Source organism: Streptococcus oralis, assembly GCF_001983955.1.
Lineage (GTDB): Bacteria > Bacillota > Bacilli > Lactobacillales > Streptococcaceae > Streptococcus > Streptococcus jiangnanensis.
Map to the genome: position 1 here is coordinate 1,452,893 of NZ_CP019562.1, position 20,619 is coordinate 1,473,511.

The window sequence follows — 20,619 nt, forward strand, 5'->3', positions numbered from 1 at the left end:
AATTTATTTGCTAGAAATAGTAACAACCAAACAATACTAATCTTTTCAGTTCATTTGCGATTTAAAAATCCTTATCTTGTCAGATCTTGAATGCGCAAATAATATCATGGAGAATCACAGAAAAAATTCCTAGGTAGCCTTAAACCTAGGAATTTTTTAAATTTTGATTGAACAGAGTATTTTCCTTATTTCTTGAAAATAGACTGTCTGAAGTCGTCTGTCTCACGAAGATAAGCGTTGTAAATCTTCTTCTTGAGTAGGTTAACCCAGCTAGCTTCGACACGGCTAGTAGCACTGGTAATGTTGCGTACATCCTCTGCCACGGCTGCATCCATCAACTGCTGCATCTCTGCATAAGAACGAATGGTTACTTTCTTGGTACTGTTTGGATTTTTAAGCTCGTACTCAATGGTAATTGGCTTCAGCTTGGTCAGCTGATCAATTCGCTCCTTATACATGGCCTTCTTGAAGGCTGCCCAAGAGGTGTATTCACCTTTAAATACATTTCCCAAGACTTTCTGGTCTGTCACGAGACCAACATCTCTTCCGGACCATCCATCCCACGTTTTCTTCCCTTCATCAAAGGCTTCCTGAGAGTACTGACCAGAAACATAAGGGACAAATCCATCATGGTACCCTTTGGCGGCTAGTAATTCAAAGGCTGTGCGACGGAACATGACATCACCTGGCGCTCCATTTGGATTGCTCAAGGCTGAGTAGATTGGTGAGAAGAGGCTGAGACTGAGGTAGCCATTTCGACCATATTTCCCACTTTCCTTATTCTCCCGACGAGTGATCACATCATTTTCAATCAGGGAGTCAAAGGTCTTTAATTGCTTGATTTCTTCAGCAGTGAAGCTTCGCGTCTGGTTACCTGCGTGGGTCTCCTTACCATACTTATCTGTAATATAGTAATTCTCCATCTTCCTGAACCACTGTAACTTGGCAGCATCGCTCTGCTTCAACATAGAAGTACCTTCTAGATAGTCCAAGGTGTAGATCATGTCAAACATACCATGGACATAGTGTTGTAGGTCTGCTTCATTTTGAACACGTTCCTTGAAATTATAGGTATGCATACGTGTCTTAGAATCCTTGTCCACCTTGAAGAGAGTATTGAGCGTAATGGTTGATTCATCTGCGCTCGGCGAAGATTGCAAGAGTCCGCGAGCATAGAGTTCCGCGCCTAGTCCCTCACGACGACCATAACCTTCAAAGTAAATAGCACCGTCAGAGTTATGGGTCATCTCATGCGTGTAGACTGAGTTACCATAGTCTTCCAACAATTTAGCAGCATCAAAGTGAGTTACACTACCCGTAGCATAGGCATTATAGCCCTTGCTTGGATACCACTTGCCAGCTGGTCCAAAGAATTCCTGCATAGCCTGTGATTTTTTGTCATTAGCTGGAGCCCAATATCTTTGACCATTCTTGTCAACCAATGAGAATCCATCATAAACCAGAACCGAACGGAAGAGCTTGTCCTTGCTTTCCGGATTCAGAATCTTGTACCAGAAATCATAATGGTCGCGCTGGTATTCAGCTGTTTTTCTCACTCGGTCTTCGACATACTCGGCTAGTTCAGCGTCTGTGCGCACTCTGTTATTGGCATCCAGGCGGTAACGATCATAAGCTCCCATAGAGAGGGTAGACATATTAGAGATAGCATAGACACCTTTCTCCGTCATGGTCAAGAGTGGTAGGAGCATGCCCTTGTGTTCCCAATTATCTGCTGTAATCTTGTCATAAACACCGACAGAGTACTTGCTCTTGCCCTCGGCTGCGTCCTGAAGCTGTCTCGCTTCTGCTACATCGGATTTAGCCTCAACGATGTAGGCTTTTGTATTGGTCTTGAGCCATTCATTATTGGTCTTGTATGGCAGGAAGAGCTGACGGTAACCTTCAAGATAATTGAAGAGTCCTCGCTTGCCAGTTGCTTCAGAGAGCGAATTATCATACGCTGTATAGTTGTTCTTAGCCTTGAGATTCTCAAGCCCTGATTTTCCTAAAGCAATGATTGTATCAAGAACCGAAACCTCATTCTTACCATAGAAATCCATCTTGTAAGCCGATAGGTCCTTAACATTAAAGTTGTCATAGTTGATATTATACCAACGGTTAAGGTAAGTCAAACCTAATAGGAAAGCTTCTTTATCAGCAAGAATCTTCTTAACAAGATAATCCTTAACTACTTCTCCTTCAGTATTGATAGCCTTATCCATAGCCAGCACTTTGCGAAGCTCACCTGATAGCTTACTTTTCACTTGCGTAAATGCAGTGTCTAAGTATAGTTCATCCAAAGAAGTATCTGCTGCTACTCCGAGAGCTGTTCGCATAGCTGGCGAATCAAGAACGACCTTGTTTAACTCTGGCAACACTTGATTTAGAATGCTAGTATAATCTGATACAAAGGCTTCTGGAGTATACAAAAGGTCTAATCCCTTCATCCTATACTCAGCAATACCTTGGTTGACGAAATCTCCCTGATAAGATAATTCTAGGTAATCAATGGTATTGTCCATGTAGTGCAGCATCAAACGATTGATTCCAGTTTTATTGCTATGAATATCAGTGATAACCTGGTCGCCCTTCATCGGAACAACATCCAGTAGGTACTCCTTGTTCAACTTATGCTCTTTCGGAATCTTGTTCGCAAACGAAACAATGGTTTCTTTATTGTAGAAAGGAAGCAGTTTCTCCATATTTGCGTAAGAATATCCGCGGTCAAATTGAGCATTGTTTACCTCACCATAGTCGACAAAACGCATATTTAGATTCGTGTCATCTAGGCTAGTCGTGATGTCCATAGCAGTCAGTTTTTCTTCCATTTCTTCTTGAGTAATAGTAGAAGTAACAAACTGATCGTTTTTCAAGGTTTCACTCTTGGCAACTTTATACGCTTGCGTAATACGGTCGTTTTTGTAGCCCTGATCCCCAGAAATACTGTAAACGTTTGTACCACTAACATTACTGATCACATTATCAACTAAACCATTAAAGTAGTTCGAGCCGACCACTCCACCGATTTGACCGTTAGTGGTTGAATTATATAGTTTTCCTGTCACATACGATTTGGTGATTCGAGCGTTGTTTTCTAGACGTCCAACCAAACCACCGATACGTTGTTCATTTGATCGTGCACCACTAATAATCGTTACGTCTGCTTTACTTTGGCTAAGAAGAGATTCTCCTCCTTTAAGGCTTGCAACCAAACCACCTACATTATAAGCTTTGATGTGTTGACTGTTAGATAGGATAGTTCCCGTAAAGGAACTATTTGTAATTTTCGTATTGGTTCCATTAACTACTAGACCCGCCACGTTAGAAGCATTTCCTACTACAGATACTCTCCCCTGAACAGAAACATCTGTGATTCGCACATTCTCCGCATTGCGTGCCAGCGCAGCCGAGTCATAGGTACCCACGATATTCACATCTTTAAAGTCGATATTTGAAATGGCAGATCCACTCTTGAGGTTTTCAAATAAAGGTTTGGCTAGATTGTAAATCGCATATTGCTTGCCATTTTGACTACCTGTCAGACTACCGGTGAAGTTCCCTTTGAGGTAGACATAATCCGCAGGAGCTAGGTTGACCTCGCTCGCATCCAAATCAGCTCCCAACACATAGTTTCCTGCCATATTTCGCTTCATAGCGTCTACCAATCCAGCAAAGCTAGTGTAGACATTTTGCTGACTTGGGATCGCCTTACTGATGTAGAAATCGTGCCCAGACTTATAGCCCGCTTCACTTTCTTGGACGAGTTCAGGAAGGGTTACATTAACCTTATAGACTGCCTTGCCATCTTTCTCTGCTTCAGAAATGCTGTGAACTGGTAGGAGAATTTCCTTGGATTCGCTTGATTTAATCTTGACGAAGTAAGTAGACAGATCCGTAGGCATAGAGCTCATCGACACAAAGCGCTTGTATTGGTCGTTTTCTTTATGATAAAACTCAACGGAATCAATATCACGGAAGGCAATCTTCTTGTATTCTAACTCAAAGTTACGACTGTCTGTTTCAAACTCAGTAAAGCTGCCATTATCCAGTTCATAAGTCAACTTGGTTTTTAGAGTGTAGCCTGTGTAGTAGTCTAGGTCGCCAATTTTCAAGTTGCCAGCGAAGTTGGTAATTGGAAGAGTGCGAATCAGCTGGTCTCCCTGATACAATTCTGCAGTCGCTGAACGGAAGGACTTGGTCTGGTCTTCCAATCTATATTGGACCGTAACCGACTTATCATCGGCATTCTCAGTCAGACTTAAAATCGAAACAGTCGGCTTGACTTTAGGCACTCCATTTAGTGCTTCTTTGGCTGCTGTCAGGCTAGCAAGAACTTGATTGACCTGTACTTGTGTAGCAGTTTGATTGTTCAAAACTTTGTCTGCCTTGGTCAATTCGTCAGTATAAGCTGTCTGCTTTTCTGAATCCGCATTCTTATATTTAACCGAAGTTTTAACCATTGGATTTAAATCGTACTCAGTCTGAAGAGCCGTTTTAACAACTTCAAGTCCACTTAATTGCGCCTTGGCTTGATTGATTTGTTCCACCAGTTGGTTGACTTCTGCTTGGCTAGCTTGGGATTGGCTCAGAATCGCTTGACCAGCCGTCAAAGCAGCATCATAGTTAGCTTGATGACTCTGACTATCGTTGAAATAACGGGTCTGAGCTTTAATCTGATCTGCTTCTGCCAAGAGATTATGCAGTGAAATTAAATCGAACTCTTCTAACGCGTCTGCTTTCGGAGCTTCATTCGGTACCATAGTTGGCTTAGCCGTGCCGACTTTGACAATTTGCGTTACTGGAGCCAGAGTTTCCTCGTTAGACAACTCTTGGCGGTCGATTTCCTGACCGTTAGAGCTGTAAACACGAGTCTTAATCGTACGCTCACCCTCAACACCTGGAGTTGTGATTTGGCGGGCATCACGAACCAAGTCAACCGTTTCTTCTTCACGAATGCTAAAGTTGATTTTTTCAACGCGCGTTTCATCTGTATAAGTCAGTGGATACTCTGGCAGAGCCTCTGTTTTCGGCGCTTCACTCGGTACCATGGTTGGCTTAGCCGTGCCGACCTTGACCACTTGCGTTACAGGAGCCAAGGTTTCCTCATTAGACAACTCTTGGCGGTCGATTTCCTGACCATTGGAACTGTAGACACGAGTCTTAATCGTGCGCTCACCTTGTACTCCCGGAGTTGTGATTTGGCGGGCATCTCGAACAAGCTCATCGGTATATTGCTCCTCGATGTTGAAGGGTATTTTCTCAACCCGAGTTTCGTCGGTATAAGTCAGCGGATACTCTGGTAAAGCGTCTGCTTTCGGCGCTTCATTTGGTACCATGGTTGGTTTAGCCGTGCCGACTTTGACAATTTGAGTTACAGGAGCTAGGGTTTCCTCATTGGACAACTCTTGACGATCGATTTCCTGACCGTTGGAACTATAGACACGAGTCTTGATGGTTCGTTCGCCTTGGACACCTGGAGTTGCAATTTGGTGGGCATCACGAACCAATTCATCCGTTTCTTCTTCACGAATGCTAAAGTTGATTTTTTCTACGCGCGTTTCATCTGTATAAGTCAGTGGATACTCTGGCAGAGCGTCTGCTTTCGGAGCTTCATTCGGTACCATGGTTGGCTTAGCAGTTCCGACTTTGACAATTTGAGTTACAGGAGCTAGGGTTTCCTCATTGGACAACTCTTGACGGTCAACCTCTTGACCGTTAGAACTGTAGACACGAGTCTTAATCGTACGCTCACCTTGGACTCCTGGAGTTGTGATTTGGCGGGCATCTTGAACAAGCTCATCCGTATATTGCTCTTCGATATTAAAGGCGATTTTCTCTACGCGCGTTTCATCTGTATAAGTCAGTGGATACTCTGGCAGAGCGTCTGCTTTCGGAGCTTCATTCGGTACCATGGTTGGCTTAGCAGTTCCGACTTTGACAATTTGAGTTACAGGAGCTAGGGTTTCCTCATTGGACAACTCTTGACGGTCAACCTCTTGACCGTTAGAACTGTAGACACGAGTCTTAATCGTACGCTCACCTTGGACTCCTGGAGTTGTGATTTGGCGGGCATCACGAACCAATTCATCCGTTTCTTCTTCACGAATGCTAAAGTTGATTTTTTCTACGCGCGTTTCGTCAGTATAAGTCAACGGATACTCTGGCAGGGCGTCTACTTGCGGTGGATCGTTCGGTACCATGCTTGGTTTAGCAGTGCCGACCTTGACAATTTGTGTTACGGGAGCTAGGGTTTCCTCATTAGACAATTCTTGGCGATCGATTTCCTGACCATTGGAACTGTAGACACGAGTCTTAATCGTACGCTCACCCTCAACACCTGGTGTTGCGATCTGGCGGGCATCTTGAACCAATTCGTCCGTATGTTGCTCCTCGATGTTGAAGGCTATTTTCTCTACACGAATTTCGTCAGTATAAGTCAACGGATATTCTGACAGAATATCTGCTTTTGGTGCTTCATTTGGCACCATGCTTGGTTTAGCCGTCCCGACTTTGACAATTTGCGTTACTGGAGCCAAGGTTTCTTCATTAGACAACTCTTGACGGTCAACCACTTGACCGTTAGAGCTGTAAACACGAGTCTTGATGGTCCGCTCACCTTGGACACCTGGAGTTGTAATCTGACGACTTCCTTCTGGAATCTCATCTGTATATTGCTCGTCAATAGAAAAATCAATCTTTTCTATTCTAACCTCATCATTTGTAGTCAATTCCAACTCAGAATTCTCATGAATAGGAGCTGTATCAGGATTTGTCCCATATTCCGTCAGTTCTGGAATCTCTTGAACTGGAGGCGTATCAGAACTGGTGCCATACTCTGCCAATTCTGGAACTTCGTGAACAGGAGCTGTATCAGGATTTGTCCCATATTCCGTCAGTTCTGGAATCTCTTGAACTGGAGTTGTCTCAGGACTGGTGCCATACTCTGTCAATTCTGGAACTTCGTGAACTGGCGCTGTTTCTGGAGTTGTGCCGTACTCTGTTAATTCTGAAACTTCATGAACAGGCGCTGTCTCTGGAGTTGTACCATACTCTGCTAATTCTGGAACTTCGTGAACAGGAGCTGTATCAGGAGTTGTGCCATATTCTGCCAATTCTGGAACTTCGTGAACTGGCGCTATTTCAGGAGTTGTACCGTATTCCGTCAGTTCTGGAACTTCGTGAACTGGCGCTGTCTCAGCACTTGTGCCATATTCTGCCAATTCTGGAACTTCGTGAACTGGAGTTTCTTTTGGTATCGAGTTAGTTGGAGCTGTTCCAACTAAAATAATTTCAGAAACAGGTTCAACCGTCACTTGATCAGAGATCATTTCGCTTTTCACGATTTCTTGATCCTTACGAAAATGACGAGTCACTACTGTACGTTGACCTCGAACACCAGATTGTATAACTTTTGATTGCCCTTGAGCCAATTCATCGGAATATTGGTATTTTGTCTGATAAGGAAGTTCTTGAACTGACTCCTGCTCACTAATTTTTAGTTCTGGCAAGTCATAAACGGTGCTTAGACGAGCAGACTCTCTCTCCTTAGCAGCTATAGCTTCTCTTTCTCCCTCAGTTAAAGCATCACCCTTATCCGAAACAATCTCTTTCATATCAGGATTTGTTTCACTCGGCTTAAGTTCACTTCCCTTCTCTTTCTCTAAATCAAGTGTCAGATTTTCCTTCAGAGCAGAATGAGCTAAATGACTATCATTTTGTTCTTTATTCTTTAAGTAACCGATATAGTCATAACCGTCAATTTTCAATGGTGCTGGAAGGGATTCTCCGAGACCCAAGTTAAGACTTTGATTATATGCTGCAAGTTCGATATTCGTCACTGCTAAGACTGTTGGAGATAGAAGTATAGATCCCATCCCAGTTACCAACAAGATCGAAGATAAATACCTCTTCCCATTTCTGCCTCTAACAACTACAAGCACTAGTAATGCAAGACCCATCGCTGTAAAAGTTGATTCCCAAAGGCCAGAGTGACCTGTCTTAGGCAATACTCCAGATGAATCCCCTTGAGTAGTCGGACGATAAACTAAGTAATAGGTCTCTGAAGCATCCTCAACATGCTTTGGAATCTCCCTGATCAAGGCACTCTTCTCTGCCTCCGTCAATTCAGACTCCACTACGTAGTGGTATTTGACCTGAGCAGACTGCTGACTTTGAATTTCTGCTGCCTTCACAGAAGTCAAGCCCTCAGCCATTTGCCCATTCAAAAAGAAGCTTCCAATAGTAGCCGAAACGAGCCCAACGGACAACTTCCGGAAAGAAAAGCGCTGTCGTTTTTCTCCATAAAACTGATGTTTCATTCTCAAAATTTCCTCTTCAATATATTATTCAATCCTTTCTATTCTACCCGATTTCACTTGATTATTCAAATTATTTGTCGCGATTTTTAGAAGCAACACAAGCTTTTGAAAAGTACCAAAAAACGATCTCTCTTTTTAAAAGAATCTCAAAAAATCAACTTAAAACTTTCCCTAAAAATGTTGAATTTCTACATCTTTGTCCTAAGCTTTTACCAGCAAAAAAAGAGAGAAATGACTTTCTCTCTTTTACCTTTCCTCTCATCTTAAACTATGAGAAGACATATTTCTAATCTGATTATTTCGCTTCAAATCCTTCTGCGACAGCGTCTGCAAAGTTTTCTTCTACGATGCTTGCACAGTGATCACAGATGACTGCATGGTAGCTGCGTTCTGCTGTTGTTGGGTCGATACGACGGCAACGGTCACAAACTTCACCTGCAGCGCGTTCAACTGTAAAGGCAACATCCTCAAAGCTAACTGCGCCTTCTGGAGCTGTACCTTCAGCGATGGTCAATTCTGACACGATCAAAAGTTGAGCTACATTGCTATCCACTGCTCCAAGAAGAGTTTTCACCACTTCGTTTGGATAAACTGTCAAGTGTGCTTCGAGTGATTTCCCGATAACTTTGGCATTACGTGCTTCTTCCAAGGCTTTTTGAGCTTGTCCACGGAAGTCCATGAAAGCTGCCCAAGTATCCAAGATTTCTTCTTGGTTGGCAAAAGTTTCAGCTTCTGGTAATTCAGACAATTGAACAAATTCTTCAGCTTCAAACTCAAGATATGACCAGATTTCCTCTGCTGTGTGAGGAAGGATTGGTGTCAAGAGTTTAGTGATTTTGACAAGAATGTCATAGAAGACAGTCTGCATTTGACGGCGTTCGAGTGATTTGGCACCCTCGATGTAAACAACGTCTTTCGCAAAATCAAGGTAGAAGGCTGACAAATCAACGTTGATGAAGTTCACCAAGGCCTTGTAGATTGTCAAGAATTCAAAGTTTGCATAAGCATCACGAATCGTTTTCACAAGCTGGTTAAAGCGAATGGTCATGTACTTGTCAACAGAACGAAGCTCATCGTAAGCTACTGCGTCTTGAGCTGGGTTAAAGTCAGATGTATTGGCAATCAAGAAGCGAAGTGTGTTCCGGATCTTACGGTAAGTTTCAGAGACTTGGCTCAAGATATCCATAGAGATACGCACGTCGTTGCTTGAGTCAACACTTGTTACCCAGAGACGCAAGATTTCCGCACCAAATTGTTTTTCAACATCGCTTGGAGCAATGGTGTTCCCAAGAGATTTAGACATCTTTTCACCTTTACCATCAAGGGCAAATCCTTGTGACAAGATTTGTTTGTAAGGAGCAACGCCATGGTTGGCAACAGATGTGATAAGTGATGAGTTGAACCAACCACGGTATTGGTCAGAACCTTCTAGGTAGAGGTCTGCTGGGTATTTGAGTTCTGGACGGTTGACCACCACTCCATTCCATGACGAACCTGAGTCAAACCATACGTCCATGATGTCTGTTTCTTTTTTGAACTCGCCATTTGGTGAACCTGGATGAGTAAATCCTTCTGGCAAGAGGTCCTTAGCATCACGTTCCCACCAGATGATAGAACCGTGTTCCTCAAAGAGTTGAGCTACATGTTCAATAGTCTCAGCAGTCATGATTGGCGTTCCGTCTTCAGCATAGAAGATAGGAAGGGGAACTCCCCAAGCACGTTGACGAGAGATAACCCAGTCTCCACGGTCACGAATCATATTGTAGAGACGAACTTTACCCCATTCTGAGTGGAACTTCACTTTTTCAATTTCATCCAAGATTTCTTGGCGGAATTTAGATACAGAGGCAAACCATTGTGGAACAGCTCGCCAGATGATTGGTTTCTTGGTACGCCAGTCAAATGGATATGAGTGGGAGATTTCTTCTTGAGCAAGGAGTAAATCACCCAGTTTTTCGATAACAGTCGGCACAACCTTGTCATAGAACTGACTCGCAAATTCAGGACCAGCATTTTCCATCATAATACCGCGTTCGTTAACTGTTACAGCAACTTCAAGGCCGTTGGCAACACCAACATTGTAGTCGTCCTCACCAAAACCAGGGGCTGTATGGACAATACCAGTACCAGAGTCAGTCGTAACGTGGTCACCAAGGATTACCAACTCATCTACAGCCGTATCCCATGGGTGGACTGTCACAATGTGGTTCAATTCTTGACCACGGTAGGTCGCCAAGACTTGCACATCCGCCCAGCCAAATTTCTCAGACAAGCTATTCAACAATTCTGAGGCAACTACAAACTTACGAGATTCACCAGCTGGTTGTACCAATACATAATCAATATCTGCTCCAACTGTCAAACCACGAGAGGCCGTAATGGTAAATGGCGTAGTTGTCCACACAACGATGTAAGTATCTGTATCGAGCACACCTTTTCCGTCTTTGACGCGGTTAGCATAGTAAAGGGAAGTTGAAAGCAAGTCATGGTACTCAATTTCCGCTTCAGCAAGAGCTGATTCAGATGACCAAGACCAGTAAACTGGCTTGGCACCACGGTAGATGTAGCCTTTCTTAGCCATTTCTCCGAAGACACGGATCTGAGCCGCTTCATAGTCCGGAGTCAAGGTCACATAAGGATTTTCCCAGTCACCAGAAACACCCAATCGTTTAAAGTCTTCACGTTGTTTATCTACTTGAGAAAGAGCGTACTCGCGGCAAAGTTTCAAGTACTCAACCAAGTCCATTTCTTTGCGTTTAACGCCCTGTTTTGCCAAGACTTGCTCGATTGGCAATCCATGTGTATCCCAACCTGGAATATAAGGGGCGTAAAAACCTGACATAGACTTAGAACGAACAATAATATCTTTAGAAATCTTGTTCATGGCATGTCCAACGTGGATATTTCCGTTTGCATACGGAGGTCCATCATGCAAGGTGAAATGAGGTTTTCCTTGGTTCAATTCTTGACGACGTTGGTAAAGTTTTGCTTCTTCCCATTCTTTTTGCCAAACTGGTTCTTTGGTTGGAAGACCAGCACGCATTGGAAAGTCTGTTTTCCCTAGATTGAGGGTTTCTTTAAGTTTCATTGTTACTCCTTTAATTTAAATTGACAAAATAAAAACCACGATTCGCAAAAAGGACGAAAATCGTGGTACCACCTTTGTTCGAAAAAAGACAGGGTCTCTTTTCCTCTTTTCCCGTAACGTGGGGGACGTCTAGTCTTACTGTTTTCGGACTGGATTGCTTGAGAGGATAATCTAACCACTAGGGATTGCAGGACTCTCACCATCTCCCGCTCGCTGAAAATATAGTTGGTTGGATCTTGTTCTCACATTTTTTATAGGATAAGAACAGATTCTTTATTTGCATCGTTCTCAGTTGCCGCAGTAGCTTCTACTTCAACTGACTCTTCATGCTGGTCACTTTCTTCTGTCTGTTGGTTTTGTTGAGCTTCAAACTCAGCTAATTCTTTGTTACCAGCCTCGATACGAGCTTGTAATTCAGCAACCTCTTCTGGTGTGAATTGACGAGTCATATCAATAGGCTCTTCCTCTGGTTGTAAAGATACAGTTTCACCAAGAACTTCACCCACCACTTCTTTAAAGGCTTCATCACTTGTCTGAAGGTAAGTAGCTGTTGGGCGAAGAATATCTTCCCAATCAGATGACTCGACAATAGCCAATTGACTTTCAATCGTAGACTTGAGGCGTTGATGGAATACACGGCTCTTATTCTTCAACTCTTCTGTCTCAACAGCCACTCTCTTCGCATTATCTGTAGCCTGACGGAGAATTTCATTTGCCTTGTATTTCGCTTCTTCAAGCAAACGCTGAGCATCTTGTTCAGCTTGTTGAATAATATTGTTTGAACGTTCTTGAGCAGCTTGTTTAACACGCTCCGCTGTATCTTGAGCAATCAAAACTGACTGACTCAAGGAATCCTTCATCTCATCAAAGTAAGACAAACGTTCTTCCAAACTCTTGATGTGTGTCTCTTTATCGTGATTGCTACGAACCAAGTCTTCGTAGTCACGAACAACGATATCCAGAAACTCGTCTACTTCTTCTGGATCAAAACCTCTAAATCTTGTACCAAAGGTTTTATCTTTAATTTCTAACGATGTAATTGGCATACTTTTCCTCACTTACTTAATAAAAAATAGAATCATTAATTGCTTCTGGTTCTTGCTCGCTTGTTACTGTTCTCTTAGGAATATCATTCGTATAATAGGAAAGACGTTCTTCTAGTTTTTTGATATAGAGTTCAGTTTCATCTTTGTATCGAATCATCTCCTCTAATTCAAAGTAAATCTTATCTAGAAATAGGTCAACTTCTTCCTGATTGTAGCCTCTGAATGTTCTTGAGAAAGCTTTATCACTTATTTCTTGTGGTGTAATCGACATATTTTTTCTCACTTGCTTAAAAGTAGCCTGACTGTTAGTTTTTTCTTATCCTTTTTGGTCTGACCATTGTCTTTGACAACTTTCAAACGACCAAACTTTCTCACACTGATCAAATCCCCAACTGCAACCTGGTAATCAGATTTTTCAACCACATGATAATTTACCTGGACAGATTTTTTCTCTATCAGTTGACTAGCTTGGTTTCTAGATAATTTCAAGGCACTTGATAAGAGGGCATCCAATCGAAAACTCGAAACTAAAATTTCTCGTTCTCTATAATCAATTTTAGACAAAATCCTATCGGTAAAAGGACGTTCCTCCAGCGATACAGGAAGTCTGCCAATCTTTCTTATTCCATCCTGAAAAAGAGGAATGAAATCACGATTGACAAAAATCTGTGCTCTCTTTTCATCTACCAAGATATCACCAAATAATTTACGGTCAATTCCTAGTTGGTTGATAATTGTTCCCAATATTTTTCCATGACTCAGTTGCTCAAACTTACTCGGATAGCAAATTTCCAACAAGGCCATTTCAAAGTCTGATATCTCCGGTTCAAAGTAATCTGGATAGAGAAGAACTCGAACCGACTCTGTCGGAAGAAAATCACCACTACTTTGGCAACCCAGTCCATATGTCCCAGCTAGTACCCTCAAAATCTGTTCCTGATGGGGATTGATAAAAGGAGTAAGTACCGGTGCATAGGTATCTTCTACCCGCTTGATCCACTCTAACCCCTTATCAATAAAGGGAATATCATCTTGGGAAAAATGCTGATAAATGGCTCGATTTGCTGTCATAGTAATAAGACTAGTCGTGTTAAGAGATTTCCAACAAACTGAATCAGAATCAGCGCTGCCCAAACCGTAAAATCAAGACCAGCAAATTGTAGATTGAGCTTACGAAGGGGCTCAATAACTGGGCGAGCAAGTCTGATAACTAAGCGACCTAACTGGCTTTCATAGGCATTTGGAAACCATGAAAGAAGAGCAAATGCAACGAGAATGATGGAATAAATGCTAACCGCATTTTGGATTAAACGGATTAAGAAAATCATTATCTTGCTCTATTTCGTTTAATATCAAAACCAAACTCAGCGCTTTGTGATTCATCTGGAAGTTTGATATCTTCAATATTCACGACAACGTTGACAGGCGTCAATAGATACATCGTACTCGCAACTTTTTTCATATTCCCAGCTAAGACATGGCGGGCTCCGTCCAAGTAATCAAGGCAACGACGGGCTTGAACCTCTGTCATGTATTGGAAATCAATCAAAATACTTTCATTTCCAGCCAACAAATCTACAATCTCAGTTGCATCTTCATATTTTCTTGGATAGCGAACGTCAATTGTCACTTTCTCATCTGAACGATGGCTTTGCATTGCCAATTCTTGCTGACGCGCATGAAGACGAGTAATATTTGCATCTTTTGCTGATCCTGACTGAGCAGGTGCTGGTAATTCTTTAGAAGATGAGATGGCTGGGCTAACTGTTTCCTCTTGTTGAGTCTGGTAGTTAGTCGTTTCTTCTCCGTCTTCTGTAAAATAATCTATAAATTTATCGAATCTATCTTTTAAAGACATAGCTCTCTCCTATTTAAAAAATGCTGTACCGATTCGAACAAAGGTTGAGCCGAACTGAATCGCTTCTTTAAAATCACGACTCATTCCCATGCTTAGCTCTGTCATCGGCATATTAGGGATTTGTTTTTCTCTAATTTCTGCTTGCAGAGCCTGCGTATCCTTGAAAATTTCTTTCAATTCTTCACTGTCTGCCTCAAAAGGAGCCATGGTCATTAAACCAACATACTCAATCTGATCTAACTCAGCCAATTCTGGCAAAAGTTCTAGCAATTCTTCTTTTGAAAACCCATGCTTGCTTTCTTCCCCAGAAATATTGACCTGCAAGAAACACTTGATAACATGATCTGTTCTCTTTTGAATTTCCTGGGCTAACTTTAAGGAGTCTAAAGCATGAAAGTAATCCACATATGGGATTACTTCTTTCACTTTCCGTCTCTGTAGTGTTCCTATTAAATGCCAAGTAACTGGGTAATCTTTCAAGGCCTGATATTTTTCTAAAAATTTATCGACTCGATTTTCACCTATATGACGGACACCAAGCGGAAGCAAGGCTTCCGCCGTTTGTACATCTACATACTTTGTCACTGCGATTACTGAAACAGCATCTAGAGCACGGTTGGCTTCTTGACTAGCATCAGCTATTTGCTGAAAAACTAATTCAGTATTTTTTTTCAAATTCATTGATTAACGATTTTTGAAGAATGGAGGTGTATCCAATTCATCTTCATCTTGTGAAACTGGTGTTTCGAAGCGTTCTACTGGTGAAACAACTGGATCTGTTTGGCGAACAATAGACTCACGACGCAAGTCCCAGTCTCCAAAAGCAGACGCTTGGTTTGTTTCAAAGCGACGTGGGCTTGATTTAGGCAATTCTGCTGTCTCTTCCAAGTCGAATTGACGGTCAAATGTGTGTGCTTGTGGCGCTTTAGTTGATGGACGTCCAACTGGTTGGTTGTTACGAGCTCCAACTACTTTTTCCACGCGCTCTTGACGAACACCTGTCGCTACAACTGTAACACGGATTTCATCCTTCATGCTTTCATCAATTGATGTTCCAAGCCAGATGTTTACACCTTGGCCAGCTGCTTGGTTGACGATTTCTGAAGCTTCTTCTGCTTCAATCAAGGTCAAATCAAGACCACCAGTAACATTGACGATGACATCCTCTGCACCATCGATTGTTGTTTCAAGAAGTGGAGAGTAAATTGCTTTACGAGCCGCTTCAACAACGCGTTCTTCACCACTACCGATACCGATACCCATAAGGGCATTCCCTTTGTTGGCCATTACAGTTTTCACGTCAGCAAAGTCAAGGTTAATCAATCCTGGGTTCGTGATCAAGTCAGTGATCCCTTGAACACCTTGGCGAAGAACGTTATCTGCTTCGCTAAGAGCTTCAAGAAGTGGCGTTTTCTTATCAACGATTTCAAGCAAGTTGTTATTAGAGATAATCAACAAAGTATCAACATGCTCGCGAAGTTCGTTGATTCCTTCTACAGCGTACTGGCCACGTTTGCTTCCTTCAAATCCGAAAGGACGTGTCACAACACCAACTGTAAGAGCACCAAGATCTTTAGCGATACGTGCAATAACAGGGGCTGCACCTGTACCAGATCCACCACCCATACCTGCAGTGATAAAGACCATGTCCGCTCCAGTGATAGCTTCCGTCAAAGCTTCTTCACTTTCTTCTGCAGCTTTACGTCCAACTTCTGGACGACCTCCAGCACCCAAACCACGAGTCAATTTTGGACCAAGTTGGATAACTGTTTCTGCTTTCGTACTGCTAAGGGCTTGTACATCAGTGTTGGCTGCGATAAATTCTACACCAGCAACACCTTCGTCAACCATGCGGTTAATGGCGTTACCACCACCACCACCGACACCAATTACCTTAATAACTGCGCCTTGAGCTGCTGCTGTATCAAATGAAAATGTCATAATTTCTTATCCTCTTTTATTCATCAAACATGCTTCCGATCAAACCACGGAAACGTTCTGTTAGCTTCGGTTTACTTTGAGAACTTGCTTGGAATTCTTCCTTGGGAGCAACTGGAGTTTCCTGCACAGTTTCAGCTGGAGCTGTTTGTGCTGGACTTGGTTGCGCTACTGGATTCAAACGTTGATTTGGAATACCAAAGTTGATTGGTTTTTGACGAAGGAATTCATCTCCTTTAACTGCTTTTTGAGCAAGAAGATTGACTTCAGTCAATTTACCAGCAAACTCAGACAAGCTAATCACGTGCGCAAATGCAGGGTTGCGAATTCCAACTTGATTTGGTACATAGAGTTTTACGCGAACACCAAATACTTCTTGGGCTAATTCAACAATTCCTGGTAAAATTGCATTTCCACCGATAAGGACGATACCTCCTGGCAAATCCAACAAGTGTCTTCTTTCCAACTCTTGTTTGATTTTGTCAAAGATATGTTTGATGCGTGCTGAGATAATTTCTGCCAAATAGCTTTCTGTTACTTCAACAGGTTCTACTTCACCAATTACTTCAACTTGGAAAGTTTCGTTACTTGCAAGTGGAACGTAAGCTTCACCATAGTTCAGTTTCAAACTTTCTGCAATTTTTTGAGATGTTTTCAAGACTTTAGAAATGTCTTTAGTAACGTAGTCTCCACCTTCTTGGTAGATGTTAGTGAACTGCAATTCTTGGTTACGGATAGTCGCTACAGTAGTCTGACCTCCACCCATGTCAATGACAGTCGCACCAAATTCACGTTCGCCTTCATTGAGAACGGAGTTCACGATTGCCAAAGGTGAAATAATCACATTATCAACATGAATGCCTACACGCTCAACCGTCTTGCGAAGATTGTGTAGAATCGTACGAGGACCTGTGTAAAGCAGACCACGCATTTCCAAGCGGACACCCATCATACCACGAGGGTCACGAATTCCTTGGAAACCATCCACAATGAATTCTTCTGGAATAAAGGTAATCACTTCACGGTCAGGAGTCATGCTCTTTGTCAAAGCTGATTTGACAACATTTTCAACATCTTGATCTGTGATTTCTTTGGTATCTGAAGTGACAGGAATCATTCCTTGTGTTGGTTCAACCTGCAAGAGGTTTGCTGGAAGGCCAACGTTGACAGATTTAATAGAAATACCAGCTTTCTCTTCTGCCTGTGTGATTGCAGATTTGATTGCTGAAGCAGCTGCTTCAATATCAACAATAATTCCGTCTTTTACACCTTTACTTTTGGCATTACTAACACCAATTACATTTACTTCGCCATCTCTATGCTCAGCTACTAGCACTTTAATCGAGCTAGTTCCGATATCTAAGCCTGTAAAAAAACCATCTCTAGTCATTACATCGCATCCTCTCTGTCTTCCAAGTTTCTCACTTCTATTTAATAACTATGTTTGGGCATAGCTATTCAAAGAATATTATAACACAAAAAATCTTATTGTGCTTAGATTTTGATAAATTTCCTAGTCATTTTTCACTTTTTATTTCTATTTTTTTATCTTAGCAGCCTTACTTTAAAAAAGTATCGTTTTTTACAAAAAAAGAAAGCTTATACTTAAGCTTTCTTCACAAGTATTTTTTCTGCTTTCTGCTCTAAAAAAACTTCTAATACTTTCTTGGTCAAACTAATGGCTGTAGCTAATACCAGCGACACAATCAGATAATTAGCCACTAAGCCATGATCACCAACCAATGGTGGCTTTGTCAAGAACCCATAATCTCCTCCAGTCACTAAATTAACCACAAAAATCAGAGCATTAAGTGAGAAGGTTAATAAAACAATCCCCTTAACATCCAATAATCGAGGGTCATAGTGTCTAAATAAATAAACCAAAGAATTTCCTAGAAGAGCTAGGTGACCAAAAATGAAAGACAGGATGGCTATGTGGGGAAAAGGATAGGCATCGGGTACTGGATACACAAAAGCCGCAAGCGTTCCAAAGATTCCAAGTAGAGAAAAATATTGCTTGTATTTTGACTTACCAGGAAGTAATAGCACTACAAACATCGCCATACGACAATGATAAAATGGTAAACTTTCTGACAACGGCATGTGATTTCCCCAGTACCAACTATAGAGAAGAATCAACTGGACAGCTTGTAAAATTTGGAAAAAACGTTGATAGACTTTTTTATCGTAATAGCGATAAGAAGCATAGAAGGTCAAAGCTAATAAAGTAAATAAACTTACATACCAGACAAGATCAAATTGGGGTGGTTCTGTAGCTTTCGTCGTAAAGAAAATATCCCATAAATTCATTTAATATTCCTCATTATTTCAAAATCTTCTCACATATTATACCATGTCAATCGAAAAAAATGAATTCAGAAATACGATAATAATCTTCTCAGTCAAGATATTGGTCTCTTTGTCCTTGATGAATCTGCCAAAGAATCTCCATTTGTTCTTTTGTGATGCGTTTTTCAGATAAGACTGGCAATTGGTCAATGGCAAAAAATTGAAGGTCCGCAATTTCTTGATTCTCTTGAAATTGTCCGTCAAGAAGTTGGCATTCAAAGACAAACTTTGCATATTGTTTGCTCTGTAGTTGGAAACGATTGGTGTCAAAAACTGCAAGTAACCTTTTAGCTTTTGCTGTAAAGCCGGTTTCTTCTTCAATTTCCTTAAGAATATTTTCGGTTGGAGAATAGCCAACTTCACCAAAACCACCTGGCAAAGCCCAACTATCCTCCCCTTTTCCTCTAACTAAACAGACTTTTTCATCCTCAACAATCCAAGCACGGACGTCCATCAGAGGAGTTGCATAAGCGGAAGTTGGTTTCATGACTTCTGCAACTTCTTCTGCATCGAGGTCTGATACCTGATTCAACATTTCAGATAACAGGCTTCGCAAGTCCTCGTAGCGCTCACGGTCGAAAGGATCTTTTGTAAAGGTTAATCCAGTATCCGTAATGGCTAGCATTCTTTGCAGATACTTGGCAAAATCACTTGCATTCATTTTCTAAACTTTCTACCAACTTGGCTAGATTCATGGAGTTCGAGCCTTTGAGCAAAATTTGGTCATTGGCGCCGAGGCTTTCCTTGACCTGCTTGACTAGGTCTTCAAATTGATCCTCGTCGGCTGTTTTTTTAAAGTAGAAAACATGACCGATTGGGAACATTTGACTGGCAAGTTGAGCCAATTCCGCAATATCTTCTCCGTAGAAAATAACGGTATCCAGCACATCTGGTGATAGGCTTAAAATCATCTGGTTATGGAGTTGGACTGACTGGTCGCCGAGTTCCTTCATGTCTGCCAAGACAGCGATTTTCTTGCCTCCTTCGTTAGCTGGGATGGCAGAGAATGTCTCCAAAATCAACTTCATAGCAGTTGGATTGGCATTGTATACGTCAGACAGAATATCTGCTCCATTGGCTGCTTTCTTCCACTCAGTACGGTTACGCGTCAATTCCAGATTTTGGAAGGCCTGATGAATTTGCTCCTCTGACACTCCTTCTTGAAGAGCCACATAAGCAGCAATCATAGCATTGGTGGCATTGTACTTACCTGTCACTGGCAAATCGAGGGCTTGTCCCAAAAAATTAGCCTTAAAGGTCAGACTATCCTTGCGCTCAACCAAGTCTGTGATTTCTAACTCAGCTCCTTGCCCAAAACGGACCACTTTTTTATCTGTAGGCAAGTAGTCCTTGACAATCGGATCGACTGGTGCTAAGAGAACAGAACCCGGAGCCATGCCATCTGCAATCTGCATTTTTCCTTTGGCGATTTCCGAACGGTCTTTGAAAAAGGCCAAATGAGCTTCTCCAACCAAGGTCACGATGGCTGTTTTTGGATGAGCCAATTCAGACAAGAGATGGATATCTCCCAAGTGATCCTGCCCCATCTCCAAGACCAACTTTTCAGTATCATCAGGCATATGAAGAACTGTATAAGGAAGTCCGATCTCGTTATTGTAGTTCCCTTGTGTTTTGTAGGTCTTGTAGGTTGTTGACAGTAAATGCGCCAACATATCTTTGGTCGTTGTCTTCCCATTTGAACCTGTAACAGCAAAGACATCTACTCCTGTCTTTTGAAGGTAATAAGCTGCAAGAGCTTGAAAGGCTGTCAAAACATCCTCTACTAAAATGTAAGGATGACCTGCTACTTCCTTCTCTGACAGGGTTACAGTAGCGCCGTTTTCAAAAGCCGTCTCGATAAAGTCATGACCATCACGCGCCCCCTTGAGTGGCACAAATAAATCACCAGGTCCAATCAAACGACTATCAAACTCTGCCTTGACTAGTGGGCTGTCCACATAGCTTGTCACATCATTTTTTGCACCGACAACACGCGCAACTTCGTGAATCGTAAGTTTCATG

General features: G+C 42.0%; 13 protein-coding genes. All 13 read right to left on the bottom strand.

The features are described from left to right. Positions 1-185: 185 nt before the first annotated feature. Positions 186-8,318: an SIALI-17 repeat-containing surface protein gene (locus BWR56_RS07010; protein ID WP_076984720.1), complete on the bottom strand. Its 8,133-nt coding sequence runs from the start codon at positions 8,316-8,318 to the stop codon at positions 186-188. 295 nt (positions 8,319-8,613) lie between these two features. Continuing rightward, the gene (gene ileS, locus BWR56_RS07020; protein WP_076984722.1) at positions 8,614-11,406 is read right to left on the bottom strand and encodes an isoleucine--tRNA ligase; all 2,793 of its coding nucleotides are present in this window, start codon (positions 11,404-11,406) and stop codon (positions 8,614-8,616) included. Positions 11,407-11,657: 251 nt separating this feature from the next. Next, positions 11,658-12,452: a DivIVA domain-containing protein gene (locus BWR56_RS07025; protein ID WP_044020427.1), complete on the bottom strand. Its 795-nt coding sequence runs from the start codon at positions 12,450-12,452 to the stop codon at positions 11,658-11,660. 16 nt (positions 12,453-12,468) lie between these two features. Further along, positions 12,469-12,723: a DivIVA domain-containing protein gene (locus BWR56_RS07030; protein ID WP_000028988.1), complete on the bottom strand. Its 255-nt coding sequence runs from the start codon at positions 12,721-12,723 to the stop codon at positions 12,469-12,471. 8 nt (positions 12,724-12,731) lie between these two features. After that, complete coding sequence (locus tag BWR56_RS07035) at positions 12,732-13,523, bottom strand: YlmH family RNA-binding protein (protein ID WP_000126363.1); 792 nt, start codon at positions 13,521-13,523, stop codon at positions 12,732-12,734. Next, positions 13,520-13,780 (bottom strand): YggT family protein, encoded by a 261-nt coding sequence (locus BWR56_RS07040; RefSeq protein WP_000576501.1) that lies wholly within the window; start codon positions 13,778-13,780, stop codon positions 13,520-13,522. Before BWR56_RS07040 ends, BWR56_RS07035 begins: the two co-directional genes overlap by 4 nt. After that, positions 13,780-14,310, bottom strand: a complete 531-nt coding sequence (locus tag BWR56_RS07045) for a cell division protein SepF (protein WP_000053367.1) — start codon at positions 14,308-14,310, stop codon at positions 13,780-13,782. Before BWR56_RS07045 ends, BWR56_RS07040 begins: the two co-directional genes overlap by 1 nt. Before the next feature lie 9 nt (positions 14,311-14,319). Beyond that, positions 14,320-14,991: a YggS family pyridoxal phosphate-dependent enzyme gene (locus BWR56_RS07050; RefSeq protein ID WP_076984723.1), complete on the bottom strand. Its 672-nt coding sequence runs from the start codon at positions 14,989-14,991 to the stop codon at positions 14,320-14,322. A gap of 3 nt (positions 14,992-14,994) precedes the next feature. Beyond that, entirely contained in the window at positions 14,995-16,251 is a 1,257-nt protein-coding gene (gene ftsZ / locus BWR56_RS07055; protein ID WP_000144261.1) for a cell division protein FtsZ, read from the bottom strand. Positions 16,252-16,267: 16 nt separating this feature from the next. Further along, on the bottom strand, positions 16,268-17,638 hold the full coding sequence (ftsA, locus tag BWR56_RS07060; protein ID WP_076984724.1) for a cell division protein FtsA: 1,371 nt from the start codon (positions 17,636-17,638) through the stop codon (positions 16,268-16,270). Between the two features lie 215 nt (positions 17,639-17,853). Beyond that, on the bottom strand, positions 17,854-18,558 hold the full coding sequence (locus BWR56_RS07065) for a YwaF family protein (protein WP_071851241.1): 705 nt from the start codon (positions 18,556-18,558) through the stop codon (positions 17,854-17,856). A gap of 88 nt (positions 18,559-18,646) precedes the next feature. Continuing rightward, complete coding sequence (locus BWR56_RS07070; protein ID WP_071851243.1) at positions 18,647-19,258, bottom strand: NUDIX hydrolase N-terminal domain-containing protein; 612 nt, start codon at positions 19,256-19,258, stop codon at positions 18,647-18,649. Then, positions 19,245-20,618 carry a UDP-N-acetylmuramoyl-tripeptide--D-alanyl-D-alanine ligase gene (locus tag BWR56_RS07075; RefSeq protein WP_076984725.1) on the bottom strand — a complete coding sequence of 458 codons (1,374 nt, stop codon included), beginning with the start codon at positions 20,616-20,618 and terminating at the stop codon, positions 19,245-19,247. Before BWR56_RS07075 ends, BWR56_RS07070 begins: the two co-directional genes overlap by 14 nt. Position 20,619: the final 1 nt, after the last annotated feature.

What these genes read in the sequence shown, in the direction of transcription:
- BWR56_RS07010 (WP_076984720.1), bottom strand. Translation starts at nt 8,318, where the DNA reads ATGAAACATCAGTTTTATGGAGAAAAACGACAGCGCTTTTCTTTCCGG.
- ileS (WP_076984722.1), bottom strand. Translation starts at nt 11,406, where the DNA reads ATGAAACTTAAAGAAACCCTCAATCTAGGGAAAACAGACTTTCCAATG.
- BWR56_RS07025 (WP_044020427.1), bottom strand. Translation starts at nt 12,452, where the DNA reads ATGCCAATTACATCGTTAGAAATTAAAGATAAAACCTTTGGTACAAGA.
- BWR56_RS07030 (WP_000028988.1), bottom strand. Translation starts at nt 12,723, where the DNA reads ATGTCGATTACACCACAAGAAATAAGTGATAAAGCTTTCTCAAGAACA.
- BWR56_RS07035 (WP_000126363.1), bottom strand. Translation starts at nt 13,523, where the DNA reads ATGACAGCAAATCGAGCCATTTATCAGCATTTTTCCCAAGATGATATT.
- BWR56_RS07040 (WP_000576501.1), bottom strand. Translation starts at nt 13,780, where the DNA reads ATGATTTTCTTAATCCGTTTAATCCAAAATGCGGTTAGCATTTATTCC.
- BWR56_RS07045 (WP_000053367.1), bottom strand. Translation starts at nt 14,310, where the DNA reads ATGTCTTTAAAAGATAGATTCGATAAATTTATAGATTATTTTACAGAA.
- BWR56_RS07050 (WP_076984723.1), bottom strand. Translation starts at nt 14,991, where the DNA reads ATGAATTTGAAAAAAAATACTGAATTAGTTTTTCAGCAAATAGCTGAT.
- ftsZ (WP_000144261.1), bottom strand. Translation starts at nt 16,251, where the DNA reads ATGACATTTTCATTTGATACAGCAGCAGCTCAAGGCGCAGTTATTAAG.
- ftsA (WP_076984724.1), bottom strand. Translation starts at nt 17,638, where the DNA reads ATGACTAGAGATGGTTTTTTTACAGGCTTAGATATCGGAACTAGCTCG.
- BWR56_RS07065 (WP_071851241.1), bottom strand. Translation starts at nt 18,558, where the DNA reads ATGAATTTATGGGATATTTTCTTTACGACGAAAGCTACAGAACCACCC.
- BWR56_RS07070 (WP_071851243.1), bottom strand. Translation starts at nt 19,258, where the DNA reads ATGAATGCAAGTGATTTTGCCAAGTATCTGCAAAGAATGCTAGCCATT.
- BWR56_RS07075 (WP_076984725.1), bottom strand. Translation starts at nt 20,618, where the DNA reads ATGAAACTTACGATTCACGAAGTTGCGCGTGTTGTCGGTGCAAAAAAT.